The organism is Luteibacter sp. SVR4-7G (genome assembly GCF_056755555.1).
Genome location: NZ_JBPGXO010000003.1, coordinates 26,458 through 52,289 on the forward strand (window position 1 = coordinate 26,458; position 25,832 = coordinate 52,289).

The following is a 25,832-nucleotide window of genomic DNA, read 5'->3' on the forward strand; positions in this document are numbered from 1 at the left end:
GGAATTCTCAGGGGGAAGGATGCTCTTGCACGAGCGGCCTGCCTTCAGCACGCCAGGCGTCGGCGCTGCCCTCGAGCAGCTTCACGTTCGTGTAACCGAGGGACTCGAGCGTGTCGCGCGCGCGGGCGGCACGCTTGCCGGACTTGCAGTACACGACGACTTCGCGATCGCGGGGGATGCCCAGCACGCCGTGCCGGGCCGCCACCTCGTCGACGGGAACGTTCAGGGCGCCCGCGAGGTGACCCTCACGGAACTCCTTAGGCGTGCGAACGTCCAGGAGCAGCGGAGCCTCATGCGCGGCCATGCTCCTGGCAAGCGTGTCCCGGGTAACGTCCTGCGCGCAGGCGACGGCGGGCAGGCATAGGCCGAGGAACATCAGCGATGCGCGGAAGCGGGTCATGCCGCAAGTTTACACCGGGCTCCGGGACGGCCACGTTGCAGCGCGACAGACGAGAAGTCGCCACTGTCCATGGCTGTCCGCGATGCGCTGTCCGCGGACAGCCAGGTAGCCAGTCGATGCCGCATGCGAGGCCGGGCGGCGTCTTGGCACATCCATTGCTCGGCACGAAGCAACACAAGGACTCGTTGCGTGATCGAACCGACCGACCTCAAGCCGGGCAACCGGCCCTTCGACCGCCTGCCCTGGCAGGTGCAGATGTTCGTCGTGTTCTATCTCCGCGCCAGCGGTTACGCCGGCACCGAGGAGGAGCGGGAACTGGCCGCCGGGATCCTGGAAGCCCGCATCGCCCGCGCGCCCATCGATCACCACGAACTGGCCGCCGTGATCGATCGACAGTTCCCTTGCGAGCCCGGTGCCTGAGTCAGAAGCTTCCCGTCGCCACGGCACCGGCGGCAGGCACCGTGCGGTTGTTGTCGCCGGGTTGCCATACGGAGACCGTGCTCGTCGTCTCGCTGCGCACGATGCACTTCCACTCCACGGCGAAGGCCGGTGAGACATCGATGGTCGCCGTCCAGGATGGACGAGGAGAGGGTTTCAACAGGACGGCCCGCGCCGGATCCCACTGCCCCAGCTCCTTGCTTGAACCGACGACGTAGACGCTTTGCCCAGGCGCGGGCTCCCCTTTGTCGCAACGGAAGGTCACAGGTAACCGCGTCACCGTCCCGCCGTGCCAAATGCGCACCTTCCCTCCGTCGGCTTCGAGAGCCGGCACGAACGGTTCGTCGACGAAATCGCGGGGCTCCAGCAGCGTCGAGTCCAGCGCCACGACCAGGCGCTGCCGGTTCCCCGTCACGTTCGCAACAAGGCCACCGTATTTCGTTTCGAATGCCACCGGCGACTGCGCGTGCACGCCCGCATTCCTGCGCAGGCGAATCAGGTCGCGAAGGTAATCGTGCAGGCTCGTTGCGGCATCGCCATACATGTCCGGCCAGTAGACCGTCGGGCTGCCTGGCGTGGTCAGGATATAGGCATAGGCTTTGAGGCGCAGTTCCGGTCGCAACGGCCAGTGATGCTGCCCGCCGTTCGCTCCAGGCGACGTGCCCGTATCGTGGTTGTCGACGAAGGTCACGGCAACTTCCCTGTAGCGCGGATCGGGATTGCCATTGAGTCCGTAGCGCCATTCGGCCACCGATCCGTTCTGCATGCGCTCCTTCAGCGCGAAGTCGAACACCGTGCAGCGGGACGCGTCCGACCATTCCTTGAGCAGGTCCTGCCACGACTTCGCACGATGAGCGTCGCCCTGCGGAAACTCCCCTGGGCCTTTCCAATATTCGCCCACGCAGAAGCCCGCATCGTCGGCCTCGGTCATCCATTCGTCCACGTGCTTGCCAGCGTAGCCGCGCACGAAGTCGAAGCGGAAGCCGCCGGCATCGTAGTTCGCGTGAAGCACGCGAAGCTCGTCGCGGAACATCGCGAGGTTGGCGGCATTCGCCAGGTTCAGGTCCGCATCGCCGGCCATGAACGGGTCGCCGTCGTCGCAACTGGCGCAATCGCTGCGCAGGCGGCCTTCTCCCTTCGGTATCGACAGCGAAGCATCGGCCGCATCCTGGCGGCGATGGTTCGGCACGATGTCGTAAACCGGTTTCACGCCTGCCGCAGCGAGCGCATCCGCGGCGGCGTGTAACTGCGCATCGGAGCCGTACCCGCCGTTCTTGTCGAAGTCGTGCCAGAAGTATCCTTCACCGCCACCGCTGGCGCCCGCGGAGCTCCATCGGGAGGTATCGCGCCAGGGCGGAGGCATCCACACCGAAGTGAATCCATCCGCGGCGATGCGTGAGGCGTCGCTCTTCAGAAGCGTGTACCACGGCCCGGGCTGCACGCGTACCGAGTTCCAATGGAAGCCCTGGAGGATGACCTCGTCACCGCCGTGATAGCGGATGCCGTTCGGTGTTTTCCCCGCCTCGTCGGCGGCGTGCGCACAGAAACATAGCCCAAGGAACAACAGCGGCCGTGACTTCATGTCGGCCTCGCGGATGTGGATACGCCGACCATCTTCCGCCGCGAACGGAAGTGCGGCCATCTGCCCTTCGTTGTAGTCCTGGGCGAGGCCTTTTCGGCAAGTACGTCGCCAAAGGTTTTGCGTCTGGTGCCGGCACCCGGATTCGAACTGGGGACCTACCGCTTACAAGGCGGTTGCTCTACCAACTGAGCTATGCCGGCGAAGGCGTGGGAGTTTATCAGAAGCAGCCGGTGGTCCGGGCAGTGATGCCTGGGCTGCGGATGCCCTGGCGGATGTCGGCGCCGGATTCGTCGGGGACCACGACGTCCAGCCACCACACGGGCGTGGTCTCGGTGCGCTCGCTCATGCGCGCCGGGAAGCCGGCGGCCACCACCTGGTCGCGGCGCTTGCGCGCGTTGGCCGGGTCGTGGAACAGGCCCAGCGCCACCGAGTTCTGCAGCTCGCCCTGCGCGGTCACGACGAAATAATCCTTGACGCCCTTGGCTTCCAGCCGCCTTGCCTGGGCCAGTGCCAGCTCGCGCGTCGGCTGGGGCGGAAGGAACACGCGCCAGCCGTGCGACTCGCTGGTCTGTTCCTGGCGCTGCCGGCTTCGCACCGTGCGCGGCGCGATCGCGCTGCGTGCGGCACGCAGGTCCACCTGGTTGGCGAAGGGGCCGAGGGCGAGGCAGCGATAGCTGCGGCGGGGGCTGGTCGGGGCACTGGCCGCCGCGGCAAGAAGGTCATCGGCGGCAGGCGCGGGCTTCTTCGCTTCCGGCTTCGCGACCGGCTTCGCCTGGGCCGCGGCGACGGATGCAGCGGCAGCGGCGGCCACCGTGGTGGCGGGAGGCGAGGCGTTGCTGGATGAGCGGGCCGGTGCGGCGACGGTCGTCGCCACGGGCAGTTCGGTCAGCAGCTTCAGCTTCGGCACGCCGCCATCGTTCGGATCCATCGCGTGCGTACCCGAATCGCCCAGCAGGAGCCACGCGGCCACCGCGATGTTCAGGGCTATCAGAAGAACGAACAGCAAACGCAAAAGCATGGCGGCCTTGAGTCTTCCGGTGGGGCCTGCTCGCGTTCCCCTGTAAGAACCGGCAGCGACCGCATTCTAGGCGATATCGCCCGCCGCGGCATGCGACCTCGCCCACACGCCCAACCCGCGCAGCACGGCGTCCGGTACGAGGGTGACCTCACGATCGAGCAGCGACGCGAGTACGTCGGCATCGCCGCCGCCGAGGGTCAGCATCGGGTTGCCGCCGAGCCGTTTCGCGGTGCGCTCCACGAAGCGGTCGACCAGGGCTGCGCAAGCCTGCCAGCAGCCGGAAGCCAGTCCGTCGGCGGTGTTGTCGGCAAGATCGCGGACCGCGCCCGCGTGTTCCGGCCGAACCTGGGCCGTGGCACCCAGTACCGACTGCTGCATGAGCAACGGCCCCGGCGCGATCCAGCCGCCGAGGTGTCGGCCCCCGGCATCCAGTGCGTCAAGCGTCAGCGCGGTGCCGACGCTGGCCAGCACGCAGGGCGCCCTTCCGGCGGCCAGCGCGTCGACCATGGCCAGGAACCGGTCGACGCCAAGGCGGCCCGGTTCGGCATAGGCATTGGTCACCCCGCAGGCATCCGCCGGCGTCCTTACCCAGAGCGGTTCGATATCGAACGCCTTGCTTGCCGCGACGGCCACGGCCGTCTCCCGGGCGGCGTCGACGACCGACGCGCCGACCACGCGGCGCGGCGCCGGCCAGTCGCTCCATAACGTGGAAAGCTCATGCGCGATATCGGCATCCCAGCCGAACGCGCCGCGCCGCACGAATTCGTCGCCGTCGAGCAGCGCGAACTTGAGCCTCGTGTTACCGAGGTCGAGAAGCAGGATCATGGCATCGCCTTTCGCACCGACACCTCGGCGCTGTCCACGGTGACCGGCTCGCCGTTCGCACGGCGCACGCGCAGGGCGCCGCGCTCGTCGACGCCTTCGCCCGTCGCATCGTACTCGCCGCGCGGATCGATGATGCGCAAGGATGCCCCGCGGAGCAGGTCGTTCGCGGCATATTCTTCAGCGAATGCCGCGAAGCCGTGGCGTTCGAAGGCCAGCAGCCCTTCGGTGAGCTGGCCGACGACGGCCGCGGCAATACGGTTACGGCCGGGCGGGTCGCCGCCGACGAGCGAGGCCAGGTCGGTAATCGGTTGTCCCGCACGCTCGTGCAGGCTGCCCGGCAGACGAACGTTGAGGCCGACGCCGATCACCGCCGCGCACGGGCCCGAGTATTCGCCGGAGAGTTCGACCAGCACGCCGGCGAGTTTGGCGTTTCCCGCAAGGACGTCGTTGGGCCACTTCAGGCCCGCCGTGCGGATGCCGAGGTCCGCAAGTGCACGCAAAAGCATCACCCCGACGGCGAGCGAGAGGCCAGACAATGAGGCGAACCCGCCGTCGAAGCGCTTAAGCACGGAGAGGTAAAGGTTCATGCCCGGCGGCGACAGCCAGGTGCGTCCCCGGCGTCCGCGCCCTGCCGACTGCGCCTCGGCCATGACGAAGGCGAGGTCGTCGAGGACCGGGATCCGCCGCGCCAGTTCGCTCGACGTGGAATCGATGTCCCAATGCACTTCGAGCATACCGATCCGGGCCGAGGTCTCCGCTGCCAGATCGGCGCGGATGCGGCGGGCGTCCAGCAACTCCGTGGCCCACGGCAGCCGGTAACCGCCGCCGACCCGCGCTTCCACGGGAACGCCCTTGAGGCGCAAGGCCTCGATCTGCTTCCAGACGGCGGCGCGGGTCACCCCGGCCTTGCGGGCCAGGGCCGCGCCGGACACGGCATCGCCGCCGGCGAGGGCTTCGAGGAGATCGCGTGCGAGCATGGCTAGCATCCAGCTAAGGCGGGCGCTGTCGAGGTGGGGATGAGCCTGGACATCCGGCGATTCTAGGGCAGCGGCGGGGATTTCGCCTGTCCCCGGCGGCCACCGGGAGCCGGCAACCTCCAGCACTGGCATGCTCGTGAAAATTCTGCGAGGATCGGTCGTCCCCCCTTATGTCCCAAGGGGCCTCAGGGTTTACCGATGAACGCCAGACCGTACATCTTCGGATGTCTGTGCCTCGTCGGTGCCGCCGGCACCGCCGCCGCTTCCGACATCGACCCGGCCGCCGCCGGTCTGCTCGCGCCGAGTGGCGCGGGCTCGTCGGCGTCGTTCGAAGGCAGTGCCCGGTCGTCATCTCAGAGCGCGCACGACAGTTCGGCCAGCGGCGCCGCATCCGCCCGCTCGGTTGGCTCGCATCGCGGCAATAATCCCCCGCCGGTCGCCGCGCCGGTCGACGTGGACGACGGCACGCACGACGACGCGATGCCGCTGCGCTCGAACGCACCGAGCTGGCAGTCGCTGCTTCCCGGGTCGATGCTCTGACCCTTCCCGGCCGTTCTCCGTGGGTTTCGTCCAGTCGCTGATCGCGCGCTTCCGCGCTCCCGTTCCTCCCATCGACGACGCCCTGTGGCGGCAGGCCATGGCTCGCGTACCCCTCGCCCGCAGCCTGGATGCGCCCCGGGCGCATTACCTGCGCCAGCTGGCGGCCACCTTCCTGCATACCAAGCGGTTCCATGCTCTGGGTGGTGCCGCGCTGGACGATTTCTGGCGCCTGGCCATCGCCATGCAGGCCAGCCTCCCCGCCTTGCCGCACGGGCCCAAAGCCTTCAAGGGCTGGACGAACGTGCTCGTGTATCCGGGCGAATTCAATGTGCGGCGCAGCCACCATGACGCACCGACCGGCGTCGTCACCGACAGCGACGACACGCTGATCGGCGAAGCCTGGGAGCGCGGACCGATGGTGCTGTCACTGGCGGACGTGGCGCTCGACCTCGAGGCGCCCTGGGATGGCTTCAACGTGGTCGTGCACGAGATGGCGCACAAGCTCGACATGCTCGCGGGGCCGGCCAACGGCGTACCGCCGCTGCCGTCCTCGATCGACCGCAGGCGCTGGATCGAGACGATGCAGCGTGGCTTCGACAAGCTGTCGAAGGCCGTCGATCGCGGCCGCCGCACCGCCATCGATCCCTATGCCGCGGAAGCGCCGGAAGAATATTTCGCGGTGACCAGCGAACTCCATTTCTCGCAGCCGTTGCTGTTGCGCGACGCGGAGCCCGACGTGGCGAACCTGCTCGAAGCGTTCTATGGGCCCTCGCCGGGGGCTACGTCCCCTTAAGGCGGTGGCAGCTTCACGCAGAAGCGCGCACCGCCCAGTTCCTCGGAACGATCGACGTGCAGATCGCCCTGATAGGCCTTGACGATGTCCTGCACGATCGAAAGGCCGATGCCGTGGCCCTGCACGCGTTCGTCTCCGCGCACGCCGCGCTGCAGGATCTTCTCGATCTTGTCTTCGGGAATGCCCGGCCCGTCGTCCTCGACCACCAGCTCGAGGCCGCTGCGACCTCGCATCTTGCCCACTGAGCGCGCCGAAAGCAGTACGCGGTGCGAGGCCCATTTGAAGGCGTTCTCGACGAGATTGCCCATCAGTTCGAGCAGGTCGCCCTGCTCGCCGGGGAAGGTCACGCCGTCCTCGATCTCGAATTCGCAGAGCACGTTCTTCGCGGCGTAGACTTTCTCGAGGCTCTGCACCAGGTCTTCCGCATGGCCCGCGATCGGCTCCACGGAAGCGATGGTGCGGCGACCCGAGGTCGCGGCTCGCGACAGCTGGTACGCCACGATCTCGTCCATCCTGCGCACCTGGTCGAGGATGTCGCCGCGCAGGTTGCCCGCGTCCCCGCCGGTTTCCAGCTGCGAGCGGATCACCGCCAGCGGCGTCTTCAGGCTGTGCGCAAGGTCGGCCAGGGTGTCGCGGTAGCGCGTACGCTGTTCGCGCTCGCTGTCGATGAAGGCATTGAGGCGCCGCGTGAGCACCGTCAGCTCCACCGGATACGGGCCGTCCAGGTGGTCACGCGTGCCGCGTTCGATGTGCGCGAGATCGCTGGACACGCGGCGCAGCGGCAGCAGGCTCCAGCGAAGCAGGAACAACTGCAGCAGCATGAGCATCATGCCGAGCATCGCCAGCCACAGGAACTGGGTGCGGCGGTACGTGGCCACCTGCCGCTCGAACTGGTCCTCGGTCTGCGCCACCGCAAAGGTCAGCGGCACGCTGCGCTTTTCCGTGCTGTCCAGCGACACGCCGTAACTGAAGACATACAGCTTGCCGCTGCGCGTCTCCACCGGCTCGAAGGCGGTTTCCCCGGGGGACAACATGCGCACGAAGTCGAAATCGCGGCCCAGCGCCGACGACGATTCCCAGCGGAAGCCGTCGTTACCGACGATGATCGCGTAGAGGCCCGAGCCCGGCCGCGAGAAGTCGGGATTCGGCTGGCTGTCCGGTGTCGTCACCTTGCCTGCGCGGGTGATGTCCGTGCCGGTGATGTACGCGATGGCATAGTTGTGCAGCCGATCGTGCATGGCCGACAACTCGGATGCATAGTTCGCCTTGTTCTGGGCGAGACCGGTCAGGCCCAAGAACGCGGCAAGCGCGAAGCCGGTCGCCAGCGCCGCACGCGCGGCCAGCGAAAGGGGCCGGCGTCTGGTCGATGAAGCGTTGTCCATGCTTCGAGCTTACAGCCCGGGGATCAGTCTTCGTCCGCTTCGTTGCGAGGAATGGCGAAACGATAGCCGCGGCCGCGCACGGTTTCGATCGGCTTGAGCGTGCTTTCCGGGTCCAGCTTGCGGCGCAGGCGGCCGATGAAGACCTCCAGCACGTTCGAATCGCGGTCGAAATCCTGCTGGTAGATGTGCTCGGTGAGGTCGGCCTTCGAGACCAGCTCCCCGGCGTGCAGCATCAGGTATTCCAGCACCTTGTATTCGTAGCTGGTGAGGTCGACCTGGCGGCCTTCGACGGTGACCGTCTGTGCCGTGGTGTCCAGCTTGATGGGGCCGCAAGCCAGCACCGGCTTCGACCAGCCGCTGGCGCGGCGCACCAGCGCGTTGATGCGCGCCAGCAGTTCCTCGACGTGGAACGGTTTTACCAGGTAGTCGTCGGCACCGTATTTCAGGCCCTCGACCTTGTCCTGCCAGCTGCCGCGGGCGGTGAGGATCAGGATGGGGTACCGCTGGCCGTGCTCGCGCAGGGCCTTGACCAGGTCCATGCCCGACAGCTTGGGCAGGCCGAGATCGATGATCGCGAGGTCGAACGGCACCTCGCGTCCCAGGTACAGGCCTTCTTCGCCGTCCTGGGCCGCATCGACGGCGAAACCGTCACGCTTCAGGCGCGCGGCGAGGGTCTCGCGCAGCGGGGCCTCGTCCTCTACGAGCAGGATTCGCATCAATGTTTCTCCTTGTTGTCCCCGGCGCTGGCGTCCAGGGGCTTGGCGGTTTCGGTACGGATCGGCACCACCTTGACGTGGCCGTCGAGGGTGAGGACCTTGACCCGGTATTCAGTGATCCGGCCGCGCTCGACGAGCCGCGTATCCGCAGACAACACCTTCCCCCCGGTGTCCTTCTGCACCTTGCTCACCGCCTGCTCCAGCGACATCGACTGGAAAGCGGAGGCGATAGCAGGGAGAGCAAGGCAGAACGCGGCGAAAAGTAGCGGACGAAACGTGATTTTCATGTGGGGCGCGGGGAGCCGGGCAAGCTGTTCGAACGATCATGCCCAGCGCCGCCCCGCCTGAAGCTGAACGAAAACCGGACCGGGGCGATACTTGCTGCCAAGCTTTTAATAAAGTAAGTTGACTATCAACTTACTTGACGAGGCGGCGGGCATGACGGGAGACTCCCATGGGTATGAAAACATTGTCGTCCCCGCCCTGCTCCGGCACGCGCGCGGGACATACGGCTCCGCCATGCGCGATGCCTTGAGCCAGGCCGGTTACGACGACATCCCGGAGAACGGGCTCTATGTGATCGGCGGCCTGGCCATGGGCGCGGGCGACGTGCCCGTCGGGCGGATGGCGCAGGAACTGCGTATCTCGAAGCAGGCCGCAGGGCAGCTGGTCGACGCGCTGGTCATGCGCGGCTACCTGTCGAGGGAAAGCGATCCGGCCGACCGCCGAAAGCTGATCGTCACGCTGACCGAGCGCGGACGCGATGCCGCTGCGGTCCAGGCCTCGGCCCGCGACAGGATCGATGCCGAGTTGCATGAGCGTCTCGGCGAGGCCGGCGTCCATGCATTGAAACGTGGATTGGGCGCGCTCGTCGAGATCGGGCGCTCAGGGAAGGCGCTCGAATAGCGTCAACGTCTTCCCGCGGTACTCGGCTTCGTCGAACGGCCGATAGCCGAGGCGCTCGCCCAGGCGAACCGACGGCGTGTTCTCGGGATCGATGAGGCAGACGGTGCGTCCCTTCCCGCGGCGTTCGAAGAACCACTCGTGCACGGCCAGCAGGGCTTCGGTGCCGTAACCCTTGCCGTGTGCCGCACTCGCGAGCGCCCATGCGCCCTCGGGGAAGGCATCGAAACGATCGCCCAATCCGCGATGGAAGTGGGCGAGCCCAGCTTCACCGACGAAACGCCCGCCGTCCTTTTCCCGCAACGTAAACAACCCGTACCCGAATGACGTCCAGTGGCCGACGTTGCGCAGCAGCCTGATCCAGGTATCTTCAGGAAGCGCCTCGCCGCCGATGTATTGCATGACCTTCGGATCGGTTCTCATCGCGTTGCAGTCGTCGAAATCGGAGACGGCACTGGGCGTGAGGATCAGACGTTCGGTAACGATCATGCGCGCTGCCCTGGGGAAATCGTAGCAAGTGTCACGCGGCCTGACGGAACGCGGCAAGTGCGGACTCGATCAGGCCCCAGTCGGCGCCCGGCAGGTGGGCCCCTTCGGAGAGCTGGCGGCGGAAGCCGCGCGCGCCCGGCTCGCTCTGGTAAAGCCCGAGGATGTGCCGGGTAATGTGCTTGAGCTGGGCACCGCGGGCCAGTTCCGCGTCGATGTAGATGCGCATCCGCTCCAGCACGTCGGCGCGCTCGGGCAGCGGCGTACCGTATAGATCGGCTTCGATGCGGGCCAGCACGAAGGGGTCGTGGTAAGCCGCGCGGCCCAGCATCACGCCGTCGACCTGGGTGAGGTGCTCGCGCACAGCGTCCACCGTGGTGATGCCGCCGTTGATCACGACCGTGAGTTCTGGAAACTCCCGCTTCAGGCGGTAAACCCGTTCGTAATCGAGAGGCGGGATCTCACGGTTTTCCTTCGGACTCAGCCCCTCGAGCCACGCCTTGCGGGCATGCACGACGAGGATGCGCACGCCCGCTTCCAGCATGGTCGTGGTGAAGCGTTGCAGGTCCGCGTACTCGTCCTGGTCGTCGACGCCGATGCGGCATTTCACCGTCACCGGCACATCCACGGCATCGGCCATCGCCCGGACGCACTCTCCGACCAGGTCGGGCTCGCGCATCAGGCAGGCGCCGAACCTGCCCGACTGGACCCTGTCCGAGGGGCAACCGACATTGAGGTTGATCTCGTCGTATCCCGCCCGGGCGCCCAGCACCGCCGCCTTGGCCAGCTCGACCGGATCGCTGCCGCCAAGCTGCAAGGCCACCGGATGCTCCTCGTGACTGTGCTCCAGCAGGCGAAGCTGGTTTCCGCGCACGAGGGCGGCGCTCGTCACCATCTCCGTATAGAGCCGGGCATGGGGCGACAACAGCCGGTGGAAGTACCGGCAGTGGCGGTCCGTCCAGTCCATCATGGGGGCGACGGTGAGGCGAAAACCTGAAGGGTCGAGGGGTTGCATCCGGCTATTTTAGCAACCCGCCGATACGGCCGCTCGGGCGGCCTGCCCCCACCATGGCCCCGATCGGTTGCCACCGGTGTGCAACATACGAGGTAACCCCCAGGGAAACTGTCGGTAACGTCCTCGCCCTATGGTGACGGTGCGCAGAATCGGTTGGCAGGGGAGCACGCCATCCGTGCGCTGATTACGTAGTCGTCTCATGCCGGAGGTCTGTCTTCCGGCATCGCTTTGTCGCGGGCGTTTTCCGCCCTTATGCCACTTCGAGGTCTCACCATGAAGAACAAGCCCATGAAGCCCGACTCCCGCAGCACGGCCCGCCGCTGGATGAAGCCGGCTGCACGCTGCGCCCTGCCCCTCCTCCTCGCCGGCGTGACGCTTCCCGCCGCTGCGTTCAACCCGAACGCCTACGTGGTGAACCAGGGCGATAACAGCGTCTCGGTCATCAATACGCTCACCAACAAGGTCACGGCCACCATTCCGGTCGGCAACGTCCCGCAGAGCGCTGCCATCAGTCCCGACGGTGCGACGGTCTACGTCACCAATAGCGCCGATAACACCGTCTCGGTCATCAAGGCGGCCACGAATACGGTCATCGCTTCGGTGCCGGTGGGCAACTTTCCCTTTGGCGTGACGGTCAGCCCGGACGGCCGCTCCGCCTATGTCACCAACGCGAACGATTCCACGGTATCGGTCATCGATACGGCCAACTACACCGTCACGTCCTCGATTCCCGCGGGCTCCCTTCCCTTCGGCGTGGCGACCGGACCGACCGGCAAGTTCCTGTACACCGCCAACTTTGGCGAGAACTCGGTCTCGGTCATCAATGCCCGCAGCGGCGAGACGGTTTCCACGGTGCCTGTCGGCGTCCAGCCGATGAACCTGGATGTCGGCCCCTTCGGCGCCCGCGTCTACGTCGCCAATGAGGCTTCGAGCAACGTCTCGGTCATCGATACGTCCTCCAACCAGGTGACCGACACGATCGCAGCCGGCAATAACGCGAACGCCGTGGCCACCGGCCTGCTGGGTGCCCGCGCCTATGTGGCCAACCTCGCCGACGGCACGGTTTCCGTCATCGACACGATCCACAAGAACATCGTCGGCACGGTAACGGTGGGAACCGCACCGGACGCCGTGAAGGTGAGCCTGACGCTAGGCCGCGTCTATGTGGCCAACTCCGGATCCAACACGGTTTCCGTGATCGACCCGCTGAAGAACGACAAGGTGGTCGCCACGATCAACGTCGGTAGCTTCCCGACGGCCATTGCTACGCAGCCGCAATAACATCGTTCCGGAAAGACCGGAGGGTCGCTCCGCTGGGAGCGACCCTCTCCCTGGCGTTTCCACATCGGCGTCAGCATCGAGAGCGAGTCTCGGTTCGGGTCCACGCTGTGCCGACTACCCGGTACGCTTCACGGCAGCCTTCCTGGGTGCCGTGTTGAGGGTGATGGCGGCGCGGATCAGTGCCTTGAACGCTTCCGCGTCGATCGCCTGCCCTTCCTCGATATCGATGGCCCGGCGCAGATTTCCGTCCAGGCTCGAATTAAAGAGCCTGGAGGGATCTTTCAGGAAGGCGCCCTTGGCGAAAGTAAGCTTCACCTTCGCCTTATAGCTCTCCCCCGTGCAGATGATGCCTCCGTGCGACCAGACGGGTGTGCCTCTCCACTTGAGCTCTTCAACGACCTCGGGGTCCGCTTCGTGGATGAGTTCGCGCACCCTGGACAGGGTCACGCCACGCCAGTCGCCGAGTTCGGCGATGCGCTGGTCGATCTCTTTCAATCTGCTCATGCTCCCCTCCCTTTTGAACCAGCCGACGATACCACCGCGACGCGACGAAGTCCGAGAGCGAGGTCGTGTGCCGGCCCGTCGACCGAAAACGCACGATAGTTCTCAAGCCAGAATTCGCGTCAGTCTTCGGCGAGCTTGCACGACAGCGCGGTGCGACCGCAGCCGGTTTGACAGGCGCGATACGCGATGCAAAGTTCCGCGTCCCTCAGCCCACAGGAAGTGCGCCGGTGAAAGACCACCATAGCAACAAGACGCGGACACTAAGTATGCCCGCGACGTCGATCGTTCTGTTCTCCTTCGCCCTGGGTGCACCCGCGGCCGCGTCGCCAAAGCCAGGCATTCTTTCGGACGCGGCGCGAAATCCTGCACCGCTCCTGCTTTCCACCGATCCACGCGCTGCACGCTTCAGCGCCGTCGGCAAACTGCTCATGGGAGACGGTGCATACCATTGCACCGGCAGTGTCGTCGCGGCATCGGACTCGCCCCCTCCGTCCAGCCACGCCCTGATCCTGACCGCCGGACATTGTGTCGAGGAGTCCGACGAGAACGCCGTCATCATCGATCGGCCGGCCAAGCCCTCCTGGTCGTTCACGCCTGCCTATTTCATCGATACCCAGTCGAAGCACGTCACCTTCGGTATCGAACGCGTCCTGCACTCGACGATGAAGAATGCCGACATTGCAGTGCTTTCGCTCAAAGCCACGTATGGAGAACTTGCGGCCCTCGGCGTTCGGCCGCTGCGGCTCCAACCGACGGGCATGGCGCCCGGTGCGCCGGTCGAGCTGGCCCACATTCCCGTGATCGGCGTGGCGGAAGAGGCCCGCTTCCTCCGCCACTCCACCTGCCGTGCGCAGGCGCGCCAGACGATCTTCGAAGATCCCAATCCGTGGTACTGGCCGGCGGCGCTGCCGAACGACTGCCAGGGCGTCGCCGGGGGTACTTCGGGGTCTCCGGTGTTCGCCATGGACGGAGGCGGCGTTATCGCCGTCCTCAACACGACGGTCTCGCCCGGGTACGTGGGATGCGGCGGAGGGCGCCCATGCGAACTGACGGACGGCGGCCTCCCGGTAGCCCGCGAAGACACCAGCTACGCGATGCCCGTGGAGCGGATCGCCCAGGCGATCCGGGACGACGGCACGATCGACGTGACGCGGCTCGATCCGGGGAGCGGCGTCACGCTGTCACGCACGCGCGCCGGCTGGAGCACGCAGCGCAACGAGCTCATCGACGGAGAGCGCGTGCCGGCGCGTTGGAACCTGCGAATCGAGGAGGGTTTCGACCTGGTCCGCTATAAGACCGGCCCGGCGACGACGACGAACTGTGCCGATATCGCAGGGTACAGCGAAGCCCGGCCTTACAGCGATCAGCCGCTCGTCGGCCTCGCCCTCCCGGCGCAGGAAGGCGTCCACGTTGCCTGCGTGATCGGCGGCACTACGGGAGGGATCTGGCAGGCTCCGCGCGATGCGACCATTCGCCTTCGCCAGATCGACGATACGGCACCTGCCGTCGTGCCCTACCTGGACTCCCGGGAGCATGACGGTCTGACCGAAGTCAAACCGGACTTCGTTCTGTGGGAGCTGCGCAGCCTCTTCGTGAAATTTGGTCCGGCTTCGCAAACCGATTGCCAGGCGCCCGACGGTTACCAGCCCCATCGCTGGTCGCGCTGGTACGCCGTCGATAAGAAGCAACCCTGGCGTTTTTGCGCCTATGGCAACGACATCGCCGACAACCAGGGGCCTACGGCCACGTTCAACTTCGAAGAGAAAAAACCATGAACCCGACTTTCATCGCCTCGGCCGCACTGGCCTGCACCCTCTTCTCCGCAAGCACCAGCGCTGAGACGGCCTACTTTTCCTTTGTATCGACGTCTGGCATTCGATCCGACGCTCACGAATTCGTTTTTGGCGCGACCGATCCGAAGACCATCGCACTGCTTCGCGACATCGTGCTGGACGCGGATGGCAAGGCGCGCCATCCGCGCATTACCGGCCAGATCGTGAAAGGACGCGAGGGATACAACACCGAATGGCCCTTCCACCTGATCCCTGAGACCGTGCGCCTGACCGACGGCATGGAAACGGAAGTCTGCGATGCCACACCGTTCGAGATCGAAGACAATCTCCACGAAGTTGGCGGCTCGTTCCTTCCCGGCAATCGCTGGTGCCCCTGGTCCATGCGCATGGTGAGGGAAGTGGCCTACTAAACCCCGCAGCGCGGAGGCCAGTCTTCCGCGCCTTCACGATGCCAGACGAAGAACTCGCCGGATGCCGGCTCGCCGGTATCCCACGAAAACAGCAGTGACTTTCCGCTGGGCGAGAACAGTGCGCCGATTTCGGAGCCGTTGCCGTTGATTTCCGGACCCAGCTTCACGCGCGGCGACCAGCCGCCCGGCGTCCGGCGCGATTCGAAATAGCCGGCATCGGTCGCGAGCACCATCGACGAACCGTCGGGCGACGGCAGCGCCTCGTATTCGTTGCCTGCGGTGTTGAGGCCTGGCCCTGCGTTCTCCACGACCCATCGACCCGATGCGTCCTTCCGTGCACGCCAGATATCGTTCTTTCCCACCCCGCCTGGACGATTCGAACCGAAGTACAGCCATCCGTCCGGCGCCAGCCGCGGGAACCACTCGGCCTCGTCCGAATTCACCGGCGCCGGAAGCCGCTCTGGCTTGCCCCAGCTTCCGTCCGGCGCGCGGTCGACCTGCCAGATATCGAGGTCCTTGCTTTTCATGCCGCCGCTGGCACGAGACGAGATGTAAAACAGGCGGGCGCCGTCGGGAGTGAACCAGGGATCGGCTTCCAGTCCCTTCCCGGCGAACGAAGGCGGCTTCGGCGCCGACCAGCGCGTACCGTCGCAGTGCGACGCGAGGATCCGCCAGCCGGCGAACGACTTGTCGCTGCGGACGAAGTACATGTCACCGCCGCGCGGGTCGAACGCGGCATGCGACTCGAACAGTCCGCTCGACACGCCCTCCGGCCGCCAGGGCTCCACGGCGACCTTCGCAGGACCCGCGGTCACCGCCACCACGTCGACTTCCAGCAGGAAATCCTCGCGCACCAGCCGGCGCACTTCCACCAGCGTGCTCGCCGGCGGATGTGCCGTGTCCACGTACTTGTCGCGAACCACGCGCAATGCGGGCACCTTCGTGGCATCGGTGACGTAGAAGTTGATCTTCACCACGTCGTGGAAGGATGCGTGCGCCGCCCTGAGCGCCGTATCGATATTGGCGAAGACCTGCTCGGCCTGCGCGGCGAAATCGCCCTTGCCGACCAGCTTCCCGTCCTTGTCGAGCGCGACTTGTCCGGAGAGATAGATCGTGTTTCCCGGCGGCGCGACCACCACGTGGGTATAGCCTGCCGCCTTGGGCAGGCCGGGCGGATCGATGAATTGCGTGTCCTGCGCCGGAGCGGCGAGTGGAAGGACAAGGCCAAGGAGGGCGAGCGCAGTCAGTCGATGCATGGTGCTTTCCTCATGCCTGTTTCGGCGGCGCGAAGGCCGCCGCGATGGTCGCCACGGGCCTGCGCAGGAGCGTCTCGTTGAACGTCAATGGCAGGCCACCGTCGATGACATCGCCGCTGACGACGTCGATCTTCGCCAGGCGTTCCTTCAATCCAGTGGCGACACGCTCGTCCACCTTGAGGAAGGCGATGTTCGTACCATTCGGCACGCGGCGCACCTCGATGCCTGGAATGGCGGCGAGCAGGTCCAGCAGCTTTTCGCCTTCTTCGCGCACCCGCCTGAAGCGCTGGTCGAAGCCGTCGAGGGTCTTTTCGGCAATCGCGGCAGCCATCCAGCCATGGAAGATCGCTCCCCCGAAAACATGGCGCGCCTTGCGCGCCTTCGTCACGAAGTCCTTGCTGCCTGCGAGGATGGCGCCGAAGGGCGCGCCGAGATACTTGTAGAGCGAAACGTACACCGAGTCGAACGGCGCGCAATAGCGCTTCACGTCGAAGTCCCTGCTACCGTACATCAGCAACAGCCGCGCCCCGTCGAGGTGCATGCCGGCACCCTTGCTCCGGGCCAGCTCTCCGATCTTCGACACGGTCTCCTGCGATACCGCCGCGCCATCGAGGCGGCGTACCGGGCTCTCGATGGAGACCGCGCCGACTTCGATCGGATAGGGTTTCTCTGCGCTCTGCGAGAACGCGGCGGCAACCCCGTCGTACAGGGCGTCCGACGCACCGCCGTCGACAGGCACCGGGTTGATCGAACTCATCACGGCCACCGCGTCGGCTTCGTCGCGGTAAACATGACTCTCCTTCTGCAGCAGCACGCGCGACCGGTCCTTGCTCAGGAGACGGATGGCGATCTGGTTGGCCATCGTGCCGGTCGGCATGAACGCCGCATCCTCTTTTCCGAGCAAGGCGGCGAACTTCGCCTCAAGCGACGTCACCGCGCCGCCGGCGAGGTAAAAGTCGGCGACGTCGCCGTCTCCCACCATGCGCGCCAGTTTCGCCGGGTACTCGTCCGGTTTCGTGAAGAGGCTGTCTCCCCTGAGCGATACGATCCGGTCCGCCGGGATATCCCTGGGCGACCTGCCCGCCGCGGCAGCCCGGGCCTCTGTCCAGGGCATGCCCGCGGCGGCGAGGGAGAGCGCGCCGAACGGCACGGCCTGCACGAATTCGCGACGACTGACCATCCTGCCCCTCCCCGTACGCGGCCGGCGGCCGCCATCTCCCAAGCCTCGCACGGGAATCGGGCCCGTGCCTATGCCGGAAGCCCTGCACGCGCCGGCTGCAGGCACTAGAATGCCCGCCCCGCCGCCGCCACCTCCCACCGCCAACGCATGCACATCGTCATCAACGAAGTACTCAAGGCTTACATCGATCCGCTCACTCCGGACGAATACGAATCGCTCGAGCGCAGCCTGCTGGCCGAGGGTTGCCGAGACGCGCTGGTGCTCTGGGGCGACACGCTGGTGGACGGACACAATCGCTACGGCATCTGCCGCAAGCACGACATCCCGTTCAGGACGGTGCAGAACGAGCGCTTCCAGTCCCTGGACGACGTGCACCTGTGGATGATCGAGCAACACCTGGGCCGGCGCAGCGTGTCGGACTTCCAGCGCGGCGTGCTCGCCCTGCGCAAGCGGGAGATCCTGGCGGAGCGCCGCGCGCGCGCCGCGGAAGCCGAAGCGGAAGGCAACGCTGTCGCGCCCGACGTGCCGTTCGACACCGCGGGCGCCCAGCCCGCGCCGGCAAAGACGGCACGCCCGGTTGCGACCGAAACCCGCAAGGACATCGCCCGCGAGGCGCGGATCAGCAGCAACCAGGTCGGCATGATCGAAAAGATCCGCAAGGAGGCCGCCCCGGAAGTGGTGGAAGCGGTGAAGTCCGGGACCTTGTCGATCAGTGCCGCGGCCGCCGTCGCCAGCCTGCCGGAAGAAGAGCAGCGCGCTGCGGCCAGCGCCGGCGAGGCGCAGCTGAAGGAAGCCGCGAAGCGTGTCCGCGAATCCAGGCGCAAGCCGCGCGAGAAACCGACCGACGAAGTGAAGGCCCTGCGCGAGCAGATCGCCGATCTGGAGGCGGAAAACCGCAACCTCCGCCGTGAAATCGACGCCCTGCGTGCCCGGCTGGGCGAAGGCGCGCCCGAGGACACCGAAGAAGCCCTGACGGAGTAAGGTGGGAAGCGGCCGGGAACTCGGAAGGCCGTCCGGTGATCCAAGGCCGGTACACCGGACGCGCCCTCGAGCGTTCGAAGGCCAGAACCCGGAGCGCACCATGAAAACCATCGCAGTCCTCGCCGCCTCCTTCCTCGCCACGGCCGCCGTGGCCCAGGACAAGCCGCTCAACCTCAAGCTTCCGCCGGGCTACACGCCGGCACCTGCCAGCACGGCGGCTGCGCCGGCCGGGTCCGCCAGCGCGAACGCGTCGATGGCGACCAAGAGCGGCGAGAACGTCGCCGTCGTCCCCTCCCGCCCGAAGGACCCGCCGGGCACCTATTACGGCGACACCAGCGGCCGCATGGAAGGGGTTGCGGACGCGGATGATGTCCCTCGCTGCGACGACGCCACGTACAACAAGCCGCAGGTCCACGGCAGCGTCACCACCGGCGTGGTCAGTGCCAGTCGCGGCGGCAGTGGCAGCTACCAGGCCGGCACGGTCAGCCTCAGTCAGGCCTTCGGCAGCTGCGACCACCCCACCGGCGGCGTGAGCATCTCGGTCGGCGGGGGTCAGGGCCATTTCGGTCGCGGGCGCTGGTAAACCTGGCGGCGGCGCGGACCGCCGGCCCCCGGCGGTGCCACGACAACGTTCGAGGCGTGACCCGTTCCCGGTAAGCGCGTACGCCGAGGTGTAGCATCGGCCCGTTGCACGGCCGAGGTACCCCATCCATGCCACAGTCGTCCTCGCTTTCCCAACGCGGCCAGTTCCGCCAGATGTATATGGGCCTGAAGGCCCAGCACCGGCTCGATTCCACGCCGGTCTTCCTGTGCGAAGGCGATTCCTGGTTCTCCACGCCTTTGGCGATGAACCTGCTCGACTGGATCGTTTCGCCCGCGCCGGAGGACGAAGAACGCGGTGTACCGCAGTTCGGCAATGGCGGCCTGTTCTTCCGGGTGGAACGCAGTGGCGACCAGGCCGCTCCGCAGAAGGCGCATCCCGGCCGCTCCATGTTCACGAAAGACAACGTCGAGGACCTGCTCGGATGGTTCACCCGGTATGCCTTCGACGCGGTGCTGCTGAGCGCGGGCGGGAACGATTTCGTCGATACCTGGTTGCACGGCGCGCTTGCCGGCAAGCGGCACCTGAGCCCCCGCCAGGCGTTCGAGGTCATCGTGGGCACCGGCCGCTACGAGGAAGTGCGCAAGGCGTACGAGTACTTCGTGGGCGCGTTCCACAAGGCGCGCCCCGCGGTGGCGATCCTCGCCCACACTTACGATTACCCGCGACTCATCGGCAGCGAGGCGGAGCTTGGACTGGGCAACCTCGGTGTAGCGGCCTTGCTGAAGAAATCGATGGGCCCGTGGATCGGGCCTAACATCGAGCACGTGATCGACGGCGGCATCGAGGCGTGGCGTGAATTCGCGAGGCTGCTCATCGACGGCTTCGTCGCGCGCGTACTGGATCCGCTGAAGCACGATGCACGCTTCGGTGGCATGTTCGACTACGTGGACCTCCGCGGCAACCTGACCGAGGACGCGCAGTGGCACGACGAGATGCACCCTACCGAGGCCGGTTTCCACCAGCTCGCGGGCATCTTCCGCGCCGTGCTCATCGGAAAGTTACCGCCCGCCAAGCGCGGAGTCGAAGACCACGACGCGATCGACGGCCGCGGGAACGGGGTCGTCAGTGCCTAGCCAGGGCATGCGCGCAAAGGTGCGAGTGCACGGGCCGAGGGAAAGCACGCGTATGTGGCGCTCGCGCGCCTCCCGCTCGATTTTCGCCGCGACGTCGCGCAGAACCGTGCCGATGAAGGGCGTGAAGAGGTAGAAGACATTGGCTTCGGAGAAGTCCGCTTCGCGCGCGTCGCCTGCGTCGATGGCCACGTTGCGCAGGCCCAGACCGCGCACGGCCTCCATGGCCCGCTCGACGTAGGCGGGCTCACGTTCCACGCCCGACGTGCGCGCGCCGGTGAGGATGTTCACCAGGATGGAAACGTGGCCCAGGCCCGCGCCGAGATCCAGCACCGCATCGCTGCCCGCGATCCGCGCACGGTGCACGCCGTCGATGATGTGCCGGGCGGGCGTCGGCTGGTAGAACACCATGTCCGGAGGCGGAGCCGGATCCTCGACATCCGGTTCCGCAATGGCCAGCACGCCGGCGAGCACATGGTCCAGCACGTCGTAGTGCTGCCCGTCGGGAACGCCGACGTCCAGCCACGGCGCCAGCGCCGCGCGGCCCTCCCCACGCCGTATCGCATCGCGAATGGATGCGAAGCCCTCGCTGTCGAGCGCCTCCATGGCATCGAGCAGGTCGATGGCCCGCATGGTCAAGGCTTCTTCGTGCGTGCCCAGCAGGAGCAGGTCGAGTCGATCCGCGGCCTCGGCGCGCCAGAGGAAGGCCAGAGGATGGCGCCAGCCCTCCTCCGCTTCGAGAAACGTGACCGTCGACGCGAGCGATTCCATGGTCGCGGATGGTACCGTGTCCTCTCGCCATCGACAGGAAACCCGGATGAAGCCAGTCCGTTTCGCCGCCGCGCTCGCAGCCCTCTTCAGCGTTCCCGCCTTCGCCGCGCCGCCGCTCGCCACGCTCGTCTTCCGCGACGGTGGCCGCCCGGTGCTGAGCATCACCGATCCGCACGGGCTGGCCCTCGTGGACGAGACACTCGGGCTACGCACCGCGGACGCGGACCTGACCCGCGACCTGAAGCTCATCGCCACGAGCCATCGCCAGCTCAACGAACGCTACCGCATGACGGTGGGCAAGCGGCTCGAGCGCAACGCCAACCTTACCGAAACCCGTTATTCGCTGCAGAACGGCAGGGGGCAGAAACTCGACGTCGTCGTGCGCATCGCCAACGACGGCGTCGCGTTCCGCTACGAACTGCCCGGCGCGACGCAGGCCACGATCACCGGGGAGGCCACCGCGTTCGTCGTGCCGGCCAGCGCGAAGGCGTGGCTGCTGCCGTATAACCCGCAGTACGAGAAGGAACGCATCGAAACCACGGCCGGGGCAGCGACATCCGGGGACTTCGGCTATCCGTCGCTGTTCCGGGTCGGCGACAACTACCTGCTGATCACCGAAGCCAACGCCGACGGCCGCTACGACGGCAGCCGGCTAACCCATACGGCCAACAGCGCAACCTACGCGCTGACCCTTGCCGACGCGCGGGTGGAAAGCACCGGCGTCACGCCGTGGCGTACCGTGATCGCCGGCGACCTGGCCACCGTCACCGAATCCACCCTGGTGGACGACCTGGCCGATCCGGCGAGGTTTGCCGACACCTCGTGGATTCGTCCCGGAAAGGTCGCCTGGTCGTGGCTGAGCGAACACGAAAGCCCTTCGAACTATGAACGGCAGAAGGCCTACGTCGACTTCGCCTCGCGCAACCGGATTCCTTACGTGCTGGTGGACGAGGGCTGGAGCGACGCCTGGGTACCCGGGCTGGTGCGCTATGCCAATGCGAAGCAGGTGGACGTGCTGCTGTGGTTCCACTGGTCGAAGCTGGACACGCCGGCCAAGCGCATGGCCGAACTCACCAAGGTGAAGGGATGGGGCGTGAAGGGTGTCAAGATCGACTTCATGGAATCCGATTCGCAGGCGCGCTACCGCTGGTACGACGCCACCCTCGCCGACACGGCACGCCTGCACCTTATGGTCAATTTCCATGGCGCCACGATTCCGCACGGTCTCGCGCGCACGTGGCCGCACCTCATGAGCATGGAAGGCGTGCGCGGCGCGGAGAACGATCCGCCTGCCGTCGGCAACACCATCCAGCCGTACACGCGTGATGTCGTGGGCTCAATGGATTACACGCCCGTGGCCTTCGACGCCGGGCGCAAGGAAGCGTCGATCGCCCATGAAGTGGCCTTGCCCATCGTGTTCGAATCCGGCTGGACGCATCTCGCCGACCGGCCCGAAGCGTACGAGAAGCGGCCGCAGGCACTCGCCTTCATCGACCAGATACCCACGGTGTGGGACGAAACGAAGCTGATCGCCGGAGCACCCGGCCAGGATGCGATCTTCGCCCGGCGCAGCGGCGATCGCTGGTTCATCGGTGCCATCGCCGCCGGCCCCGCACGCCGCCTCACCGTGCCACTCGTCACGCTGGGCGTGGGCCCGTGGCACGCCGACATCGTTCGCGACGGCAGCGGCCGGGGCGATGTCGTCCGGTCGGCGCAGAATGTCACGGCCGATGGCTCGCTTTCCTTCGACGTGCCGGTGAACGGGGGTTTCGCCGCCATTCTCTGCCCGCTCGCGAAGGGCCAGTTCGGCAACGGCTGCTACCGTTGACGAAACCTGTCGCGTAGCCGGCGCCACGCCGACCCGAGCGGCGTGTGCCGGGCCGGGAAGGCGCGCTCCAGGGGCACGCGGACCGTCACCTCCGTACCGCCACCCTCGGGGGTGGCGATGGAGGCGATGCCGCTCACGGCGATGGCGCGCTCGCGAATCCCGCGGAGCCCCCAGTGCCCTTCGCGGCCATCGCGAAGCACTGCATCGTCGATGCCACGGCCGTCGTCGCGCACGCTCAGCAGCAGCGCGCAGTCGTCGACGCGAAGCGTCAGGTCGATGCGGCTGGCGTCGGCATGGACGCACGCGTTGTGCACGGCCTCGCGTGCGATGCGGAACAGCTCATCGCGCACCAGCGGATCCAGATCGCGCAGCTCCACAAGGATGGCCACGAACACCGGCACGGCGTGCTCCGCCGTGCAGGCAGCGGCGAGGGCCCGGAGCGCGACGTCGAGCCGGGACGATTCGCCGGCATGGGTGCGCAGGTCGCGCACGCGGTCCCGCGCCTCGACCAGCGCCTGGTCGGCACGATCGAGCGCGCTTTCCATCGCGGCTCGCAGCGGATCGTCGGGCGGCACGCGGTTGGCGATCGCCTGGAAGCGCATGGAGAGTCCCTGGATGCTCTGCAGCAGCGTGTCGTGAAGCTCGCGGGCGATGCGCTCGCGCTCCGCATGCCGTTCCTGCAGGCGCGCGCGCAACTGGACGGCGATGCGGCGCAGGCGAATGAGGAAAGCGACCCAGATCAACAGCGCCACCAGCACGATGCACAGCAGGAAGAACCACGGCATCTGGTAGAAAGCGCGCGCGATCGTCACCGGGATCGATGCGCCCACCTCGTTCGGGACGCCGTCTTCGTTCGTCGCGATCACGTGGAAGACGTACCGGCCCGGCGGCGGATCGGTATAGACCGCCTCGCGTACAGTGCCGGCGTCGCGCCATCGCGTATCGAGCCCTTCCATGCGGTAGCGGAAGCGCACGCGCTCCGGCATGGTCAGGCTCGTCGCCGTGAACGCGATGCGCAGGCGCTCGGTCCCCGCCGGCAGGCTCACCGACGCGCCCGCCGGCCAGGTGCCCGCATCGGTGGAGATGGTGCGGATCGCCACCGGCGGCGCGAGCCGGTTGTGCGGGATGTCGGAGGGATCGATCGACACGATGCCGCTGGTCGTGGCGAACCACAGCCGGCCATCGTCGGCGACCACGGCGGTGGGCACCGGACGGAACTGCGCGGGCGTGCCGGGCAACCCGTCGAGGGAATCGAACAGCGACACCCGCGGGAGGTAAGAGGCGTCCGCCAGCGCGCGTGCCATGTCGGCAGCGCGGATGCGGGCAATGCCCTGCGCCGCGTTGATCCAGAAATCGCCGCGGCGATCGCGGACCAGGCCGGACACGCCGCGCAGCGGCTCGCCGAAGACCTGGATCATCCGCGCGCGACCGCCGACGAGCGCACCGACACCCCGTTCGCCTCCGATCCACATCGTCTCGCCATCTTCGAGCAGCGCGGTCACGTTGCCCACGTCCAGGCCCTCGCCGGTGCCGATACGGATATCCGCATCGCCCTTGCGCACGAGGATCGTGTTCCGCGCGAAGCCCATCCACAACCGCCCGTGATGGTCGTTCAGCAGCACGAGCGGCGACGGGTCGTTGCCGAACGCGGGCAGGGGATCGTGTTCCCAGCCGCCTTCGGTGAAATGGAAAATGCCCGGCCGGTTGATCGATACCCAGGCGCCGCCCTTGCCATCGCCCGCGATCGCCTGCACGCCCGAGTAGTCGGGATAGGGCAGCGATGCATAGGGTTCGGGTTTGCCGTCGTGCAGGCGCCAGATGCCGCCAGGCCCGCCAAGCCAGACACCGTCGGCATCGCGGCTTGCCGCGGTCACCGGCTGTACCAGTTCTGTGGGATAGACGCCGGTATCTTCAACGCGACTGAGCGGCTGGTTTTTCGTGCCCACCCATATGCCGTGACCGGGGGCGGCAACCATGGCGAAGTCGGTGGCGCCTGGCGAGGTCAATGCGGGCAACAGCCGGCTGACGCGGAACCGGTCGAGTCCCCTGCTGCCGCCGACCCAGATATTGCCTTCGCGATCCTGGATCACGGCGCTGACGTAGTCGGAGCTCAATCCGTCGCGCTCGACGAAGCGTTGCGCCTCCTTGCCTTCGGCACCGATCTCCATGCCGGCGAGGTCGCGCACGCGCGATACGCGCCGGATTCCGTCACCCAGCGTCGGCATCCACAGCGCTCCGTCGCGGTCGAACAACAAGCCCGCGGAGGAGAGGCGCAGCACGGGCCCCGCCGCGGCCGGATCGTCCTTCCCCATCCATGCGGGTCGTACGCCGCCATCGGCTTCGGCCACCCAGATCGATCCGTCGGGCGCTTCCGCGATGCGGTTCACCCTGCCGACCGCGCGGGTCGCGACCTCGAAACGCTGTCCACCCGCCGGAAGCCATGCGAGCGCATCCTCGGTTGCCACCCAGAGCCGGCCTTCGCGATCCACGGAGAGGTTCCGCGCGTGCTTGCCAGGCAGGCCCATCGCCTGCTGCACCAGATGCCAGCGACCATGATCGAACTGGACGAGGCCGTTGAACGAGGCCCCCCAGATCCTCCCGTCGGGCGTTCCACCGATCGCATAGATCGTGCCCGGGGGAAGCCCGGATCCCGCCGAGTAATGCGTCGCGCGCTCGCCGTCGATGAAGCAGGCGACGCCATAACGGAAGCCGACCCACAGTCCGCCCGATGGCGGTGCGTAAAGCGAGGCCACGCTGGAAGCCAGGAAATCGCCTCCCTCACGCGGACGGTAGCGCTCGAAGCGCACGCCGTCGAAGCGATACAGCCCCGTCTGCGTGCCGAGCCACAGGTAACCGTCGGCCGTCTGTGCAAGCGCCGTCACCTGGCCGGGAGCTCCTTCGCGCACCGTCCACGCCGTGTGATAGAACTGGCTGACGTCGCGGTCGCGGCTGTCCATCGCCCATGCGGCACAGGCGAACGCCAGCCAGCCGGCCAGGGACAGCCAGATCGCGGTCCACCGGGACATCGCGCGTTTAGAACGCACCTGGTCAGGTCCTGGAACAACAATAATACACAAAG

The 25,832-nt window shown here is 67.0% G+C and carries 26 protein-coding genes and 1 tRNA gene; 11 read left to right on the forward strand and 16 right to left on the reverse strand.

Annotated elements, in window-relative coordinates:
- Nucleotides 1-7 precede the first annotated feature (7 nt).
- Entirely contained in the window at nt 8-400 is a 393-nt protein-coding gene (locus ACR9ZH_RS01800) for a rhodanese-like domain-containing protein (RefSeq protein WP_481289052.1), read from the reverse strand.
- 189 nt (nt 401-589) lie between these two features.
- Between ACR9ZH_RS01800 and ACR9ZH_RS01805 the strand changes: the two genes are divergently transcribed.
- Nucleotides 590-820, forward strand: coding sequence for a hypothetical protein (locus tag ACR9ZH_RS01805; RefSeq protein ID WP_481289053.1), 231 nt, complete (start codon nt 590-592; stop codon nt 818-820).
- Between the two features lies 1 nt (nt 821).
- On the opposite strand, the gene ACR9ZH_RS01810 is transcribed toward ACR9ZH_RS01805, so the two are convergent.
- The 5 genes from ACR9ZH_RS01810 to ACR9ZH_RS01830 all read right to left on the reverse strand — a co-directional run bounded on the left by ACR9ZH_RS01810 (nt 822) and on the right by ACR9ZH_RS01830 (nt 5,240).
- Nucleotides 822-2,480: a glucan 1,4-alpha-maltotetraohydrolase domain-containing protein gene (locus ACR9ZH_RS01810; protein WP_481289054.1), complete on the reverse strand. Its 1,659-nt coding sequence runs from the start codon at nt 2,478-2,480 to the stop codon at nt 822-824.
- Nucleotides 2,481-2,544: 64 nt separating this feature from the next.
- Nucleotides 2,545-2,620: transfer RNA gene (locus ACR9ZH_RS01815), tRNA-Thr, on the reverse strand.
- A gap of 17 nt (nt 2,621-2,637) precedes the next feature.
- Nucleotides 2,638-3,438 (reverse strand): SPOR domain-containing protein, encoded by an 801-nt coding sequence (locus tag ACR9ZH_RS01820; protein WP_481289055.1) that lies wholly within the window; start codon nt 3,436-3,438, stop codon nt 2,638-2,640.
- Between the two features lie 66 nt (nt 3,439-3,504).
- Nucleotides 3,505-4,263 carry a type III pantothenate kinase gene (locus ACR9ZH_RS01825; RefSeq protein ID WP_481289056.1) on the reverse strand — a complete coding sequence of 253 codons (759 nt, stop codon included), beginning with the start codon at nt 4,261-4,263 and terminating at the stop codon, nt 3,505-3,507.
- On the reverse strand, nt 4,260-5,240 hold the full coding sequence (locus tag ACR9ZH_RS01830) for a biotin--[acetyl-CoA-carboxylase] ligase (RefSeq protein ID WP_481289057.1): 981 nt from the start codon (nt 5,238-5,240) through the stop codon (nt 4,260-4,262). Before ACR9ZH_RS01830 ends, ACR9ZH_RS01825 begins: the two co-directional genes overlap by 4 nt.
- A 198-nt stretch (nt 5,241-5,438) precedes the next feature.
- Between ACR9ZH_RS01830 and ACR9ZH_RS01835 the strand changes: the two genes are divergently transcribed.
- Together ACR9ZH_RS01835 and ACR9ZH_RS01840 are read left to right on the forward strand one after the other, a co-directional pair.
- Complete coding sequence (locus ACR9ZH_RS01835; protein WP_481289058.1) at nt 5,439-5,780, forward strand: hypothetical protein; 342 nt, start codon at nt 5,439-5,441, stop codon at nt 5,778-5,780.
- A 19-nt stretch (nt 5,781-5,799) separates the two neighbouring features.
- Nucleotides 5,800-6,573 (forward strand): M90 family metallopeptidase, encoded by a 774-nt coding sequence (locus ACR9ZH_RS01840; RefSeq protein WP_481289059.1) that lies wholly within the window; start codon nt 5,800-5,802, stop codon nt 6,571-6,573.
- Here the strand turns inward: ACR9ZH_RS01840 and ACR9ZH_RS01845 are convergent.
- The 3 genes from ACR9ZH_RS01845 to ACR9ZH_RS01855 are packed head-to-tail and all read right to left on the reverse strand — an operon-like array spanning nt 6,570 to nt 8,958.
- Nucleotides 6,570-7,955: an ATP-binding protein gene (locus tag ACR9ZH_RS01845; RefSeq protein WP_481289060.1), complete on the reverse strand. Its 1,386-nt coding sequence runs from the start codon at nt 7,953-7,955 to the stop codon at nt 6,570-6,572. The genes ACR9ZH_RS01840 and ACR9ZH_RS01845 overlap by 4 nt on opposite strands.
- A gap of 23 nt (nt 7,956-7,978) precedes the next feature.
- On the reverse strand, nt 7,979-8,671 hold the full coding sequence (locus tag ACR9ZH_RS01850) for a response regulator transcription factor (RefSeq protein ID WP_167031704.1): 693 nt from the start codon (nt 8,669-8,671) through the stop codon (nt 7,979-7,981).
- Nucleotides 8,671-8,958 (reverse strand): PepSY domain-containing protein, encoded by a 288-nt coding sequence (locus ACR9ZH_RS01855; protein WP_481289061.1) that lies wholly within the window; start codon nt 8,956-8,958, stop codon nt 8,671-8,673. The genes ACR9ZH_RS01850 and ACR9ZH_RS01855 overlap by 1 nt, the downstream gene beginning before the upstream one ends.
- Nucleotides 8,959-9,190: 232 nt before the next feature.
- Between ACR9ZH_RS01855 and ACR9ZH_RS01860 the strand changes: the two genes are divergently transcribed.
- Nucleotides 9,191-9,577 carry a MarR family winged helix-turn-helix transcriptional regulator gene (locus tag ACR9ZH_RS01860; RefSeq protein WP_481289062.1) on the forward strand — a complete coding sequence of 129 codons (387 nt, stop codon included), beginning with the start codon at nt 9,191-9,193 and terminating at the stop codon, nt 9,575-9,577.
- Here the strand turns inward: ACR9ZH_RS01860 and ACR9ZH_RS01865 are convergent.
- A complete protein-coding gene (locus ACR9ZH_RS01865; protein WP_481289063.1) occupies nt 9,557-10,063 on the reverse strand; it encodes a GNAT family N-acetyltransferase in 507 nt (168 codons plus the stop codon). The genes ACR9ZH_RS01860 and ACR9ZH_RS01865 overlap by 21 nt on opposite strands.
- Nucleotides 10,064-10,094: 31 nt before the next feature.
- On the reverse strand, nt 10,095-11,075 hold the full coding sequence (dusA, locus tag ACR9ZH_RS01870) for a tRNA dihydrouridine(20/20a) synthase DusA (protein WP_481289064.1): 981 nt from the start codon (nt 11,073-11,075) through the stop codon (nt 10,095-10,097).
- A gap of 273 nt (nt 11,076-11,348) precedes the next feature.
- Here dusA and ACR9ZH_RS01875 point away from each other — a divergent pair, with 273 nt between their 5' ends.
- Nucleotides 11,349-12,356: a YVTN family beta-propeller repeat protein gene (locus ACR9ZH_RS01875; RefSeq protein WP_481289065.1), complete on the forward strand. Its 1,008-nt coding sequence runs from the start codon at nt 11,349-11,351 to the stop codon at nt 12,354-12,356.
- Between the two features lie 114 nt (nt 12,357-12,470).
- On the opposite strand, the gene ACR9ZH_RS01880 is transcribed toward ACR9ZH_RS01875, so the two are convergent.
- Nucleotides 12,471-12,860, reverse strand: a complete 390-nt coding sequence (locus tag ACR9ZH_RS01880) for a DUF1801 domain-containing protein (protein ID WP_481289066.1) — start codon at nt 12,858-12,860, stop codon at nt 12,471-12,473.
- 65 nt (nt 12,861-12,925) lie between these two features.
- On the opposite strand from ACR9ZH_RS01880, the gene ACR9ZH_RS01885 reads away from it, so the two are divergent.
- Entirely contained in the window at nt 12,926-14,635 is a 1,710-nt protein-coding gene (locus ACR9ZH_RS01885) for a trypsin-like serine peptidase (RefSeq protein ID WP_481289067.1), read from the forward strand.
- The gene (locus ACR9ZH_RS01890) at nt 14,632-15,063 is read left to right on the forward strand and encodes a BP74-related protein (RefSeq protein WP_481289068.1); all 432 of its coding nucleotides are present in this window, start codon (nt 14,632-14,634) and stop codon (nt 15,061-15,063) included. The genes ACR9ZH_RS01885 and ACR9ZH_RS01890 overlap by 4 nt, the downstream gene beginning before the upstream one ends.
- Here ACR9ZH_RS01890 and ACR9ZH_RS01895 read toward each other — a convergent pair.
- Together ACR9ZH_RS01895 and ACR9ZH_RS01900 are read right to left on the reverse strand one after the other, a co-directional pair.
- On the reverse strand, nt 15,060-16,319 hold the full coding sequence (locus ACR9ZH_RS01895; protein WP_481289069.1) for a Rid family hydrolase: 1,260 nt from the start codon (nt 16,317-16,319) through the stop codon (nt 15,060-15,062). The genes ACR9ZH_RS01890 and ACR9ZH_RS01895 overlap by 4 nt on opposite strands.
- Nucleotides 16,320-16,329: 10 nt before the next feature.
- Nucleotides 16,330-17,499, reverse strand: a complete 1,170-nt coding sequence (locus ACR9ZH_RS01900; RefSeq protein ID WP_481289070.1) for a threonine aldolase family protein — start codon at nt 17,497-17,499, stop codon at nt 16,330-16,332.
- A gap of 147 nt (nt 17,500-17,646) precedes the next feature.
- On the opposite strand from ACR9ZH_RS01900, the gene ACR9ZH_RS01905 reads away from it, so the two are divergent.
- From ACR9ZH_RS01905 to ACR9ZH_RS01915, 3 genes are all read left to right on the forward strand, one after another.
- Complete coding sequence (locus tag ACR9ZH_RS01905) at nt 17,647-18,480, forward strand: plasmid replication/partition related protein (protein ID WP_481289071.1); 834 nt, start codon at nt 17,647-17,649, stop codon at nt 18,478-18,480.
- A 100-nt stretch (nt 18,481-18,580) separates the two neighbouring features.
- Nucleotides 18,581-19,063, forward strand: coding sequence for a hypothetical protein (locus tag ACR9ZH_RS01910; RefSeq protein ID WP_481289072.1), 483 nt, complete (start codon nt 18,581-18,583; stop codon nt 19,061-19,063).
- A 128-nt stretch (nt 19,064-19,191) separates the two neighbouring features.
- Nucleotides 19,192-20,157 carry a hypothetical protein gene (locus tag ACR9ZH_RS01915; protein WP_481289073.1) on the forward strand — a complete coding sequence of 322 codons (966 nt, stop codon included), beginning with the start codon at nt 19,192-19,194 and terminating at the stop codon, nt 20,155-20,157.
- Here the strand turns inward: ACR9ZH_RS01915 and ACR9ZH_RS01920 are convergent.
- Nucleotides 20,083-20,925, reverse strand: coding sequence for a class I SAM-dependent methyltransferase (locus tag ACR9ZH_RS01920; RefSeq protein ID WP_481289074.1), 843 nt, complete (start codon nt 20,923-20,925; stop codon nt 20,083-20,085). The genes ACR9ZH_RS01915 and ACR9ZH_RS01920 overlap by 75 nt on opposite strands.
- 46 nt (nt 20,926-20,971) lie before the next feature.
- Between ACR9ZH_RS01920 and ACR9ZH_RS01925 the strand changes: the two genes are divergently transcribed.
- Nucleotides 20,972-22,753, forward strand: a complete 1,782-nt coding sequence (locus ACR9ZH_RS01925; RefSeq protein WP_481289075.1) for a glycoside hydrolase family 97 protein — start codon at nt 20,972-20,974, stop codon at nt 22,751-22,753.
- On the opposite strand, the gene ACR9ZH_RS01930 is transcribed toward ACR9ZH_RS01925, so the two are convergent.
- A complete protein-coding gene (locus ACR9ZH_RS01930) occupies nt 22,744-25,797 on the reverse strand; it encodes a sensor histidine kinase (protein ID WP_481289076.1) in 3,054 nt (1,017 codons plus the stop codon). The two genes, ACR9ZH_RS01925 and ACR9ZH_RS01930, sit on opposite strands and share 10 nt — an antisense overlap.
- Nucleotides 25,798-25,832: the final 35 nt, after the last annotated feature.

What these genes read in the sequence shown, in the direction of transcription:
- ACR9ZH_RS01800 (WP_481289052.1), bottom strand. Translation starts at nt 400, where the DNA reads ATGACCCGCTTCCGCGCATCGCTGATGTTCCTCGGCCTATGCCTGCCC.
- ACR9ZH_RS01810 (WP_481289054.1), bottom strand. Translation starts at nt 2,480, where the DNA reads ATGGCCGCACTTCCGTTCGCGGCGGAAGATGGTCGGCGTATCCACATC.
- ACR9ZH_RS01820 (WP_481289055.1), bottom strand. Translation starts at nt 3,438, where the DNA reads ATGCTTTTGCGTTTGCTGTTCGTTCTTCTGATAGCCCTGAACATCGCG.
- ACR9ZH_RS01825 (WP_481289056.1), bottom strand. Translation starts at nt 4,263, where the DNA reads ATGATCCTGCTTCTCGACCTCGGTAACACGAGGCTCAAGTTCGCGCTG.
- ACR9ZH_RS01830 (WP_481289057.1), bottom strand. Translation starts at nt 5,240, where the DNA reads ATGCTCGCACGCGATCTCCTCGAAGCCCTCGCCGGCGGCGATGCCGTG.
- ACR9ZH_RS01835 (WP_481289058.1), top strand. Translation starts at nt 5,439, where the DNA reads ATGAACGCCAGACCGTACATCTTCGGATGTCTGTGCCTCGTCGGTGCC.
- ACR9ZH_RS01845 (WP_481289060.1), bottom strand. Translation starts at nt 7,955, where the DNA reads ATGGACAACGCTTCATCGACCAGACGCCGGCCCCTTTCGCTGGCCGCG.
- ACR9ZH_RS01850 (WP_167031704.1), bottom strand. Translation starts at nt 8,671, where the DNA reads ATGCGAATCCTGCTCGTAGAGGACGAGGCCCCGCTGCGCGAGACCCTC.
- ACR9ZH_RS01855 (WP_481289061.1), bottom strand. Translation starts at nt 8,958, where the DNA reads ATGAAAATCACGTTTCGTCCGCTACTTTTCGCCGCGTTCTGCCTTGCT.
- ACR9ZH_RS01860 (WP_481289062.1), top strand. Translation starts at nt 9,191, where the DNA reads ATGCGCGATGCCTTGAGCCAGGCCGGTTACGACGACATCCCGGAGAAC.
- ACR9ZH_RS01865 (WP_481289063.1), bottom strand. Translation starts at nt 10,063, where the DNA reads ATGATCGTTACCGAACGTCTGATCCTCACGCCCAGTGCCGTCTCCGAT.
- dusA (WP_481289064.1), bottom strand. Translation starts at nt 11,075, where the DNA reads ATGCAACCCCTCGACCCTTCAGGTTTTCGCCTCACCGTCGCCCCCATG.
- ACR9ZH_RS01875 (WP_481289065.1), top strand. Translation starts at nt 11,349, where the DNA reads ATGAAGAACAAGCCCATGAAGCCCGACTCCCGCAGCACGGCCCGCCGC.
- ACR9ZH_RS01880 (WP_481289066.1), bottom strand. Translation starts at nt 12,860, where the DNA reads ATGAGCAGATTGAAAGAGATCGACCAGCGCATCGCCGAACTCGGCGAC.
- ACR9ZH_RS01890 (WP_481289068.1), top strand. Translation starts at nt 14,632, where the DNA reads ATGAACCCGACTTTCATCGCCTCGGCCGCACTGGCCTGCACCCTCTTC.
- ACR9ZH_RS01895 (WP_481289069.1), bottom strand. Translation starts at nt 16,319, where the DNA reads ATGCATCGACTGACTGCGCTCGCCCTCCTTGGCCTTGTCCTTCCACTC.
- ACR9ZH_RS01900 (WP_481289070.1), bottom strand. Translation starts at nt 17,499, where the DNA reads ATGGTCAGTCGTCGCGAATTCGTGCAGGCCGTGCCGTTCGGCGCGCTC.
- ACR9ZH_RS01905 (WP_481289071.1), top strand. Translation starts at nt 17,647, where the DNA reads ATGCACATCGTCATCAACGAAGTACTCAAGGCTTACATCGATCCGCTC.
- ACR9ZH_RS01910 (WP_481289072.1), top strand. Translation starts at nt 18,581, where the DNA reads ATGAAAACCATCGCAGTCCTCGCCGCCTCCTTCCTCGCCACGGCCGCC.
- ACR9ZH_RS01915 (WP_481289073.1), top strand. Translation starts at nt 19,192, where the DNA reads ATGCCACAGTCGTCCTCGCTTTCCCAACGCGGCCAGTTCCGCCAGATG.
- ACR9ZH_RS01920 (WP_481289074.1), bottom strand. Translation starts at nt 20,925, where the DNA reads ATGGAATCGCTCGCGTCGACGGTCACGTTTCTCGAAGCGGAGGAGGGC.
- ACR9ZH_RS01925 (WP_481289075.1), top strand. Translation starts at nt 20,972, where the DNA reads ATGAAGCCAGTCCGTTTCGCCGCCGCGCTCGCAGCCCTCTTCAGCGTT.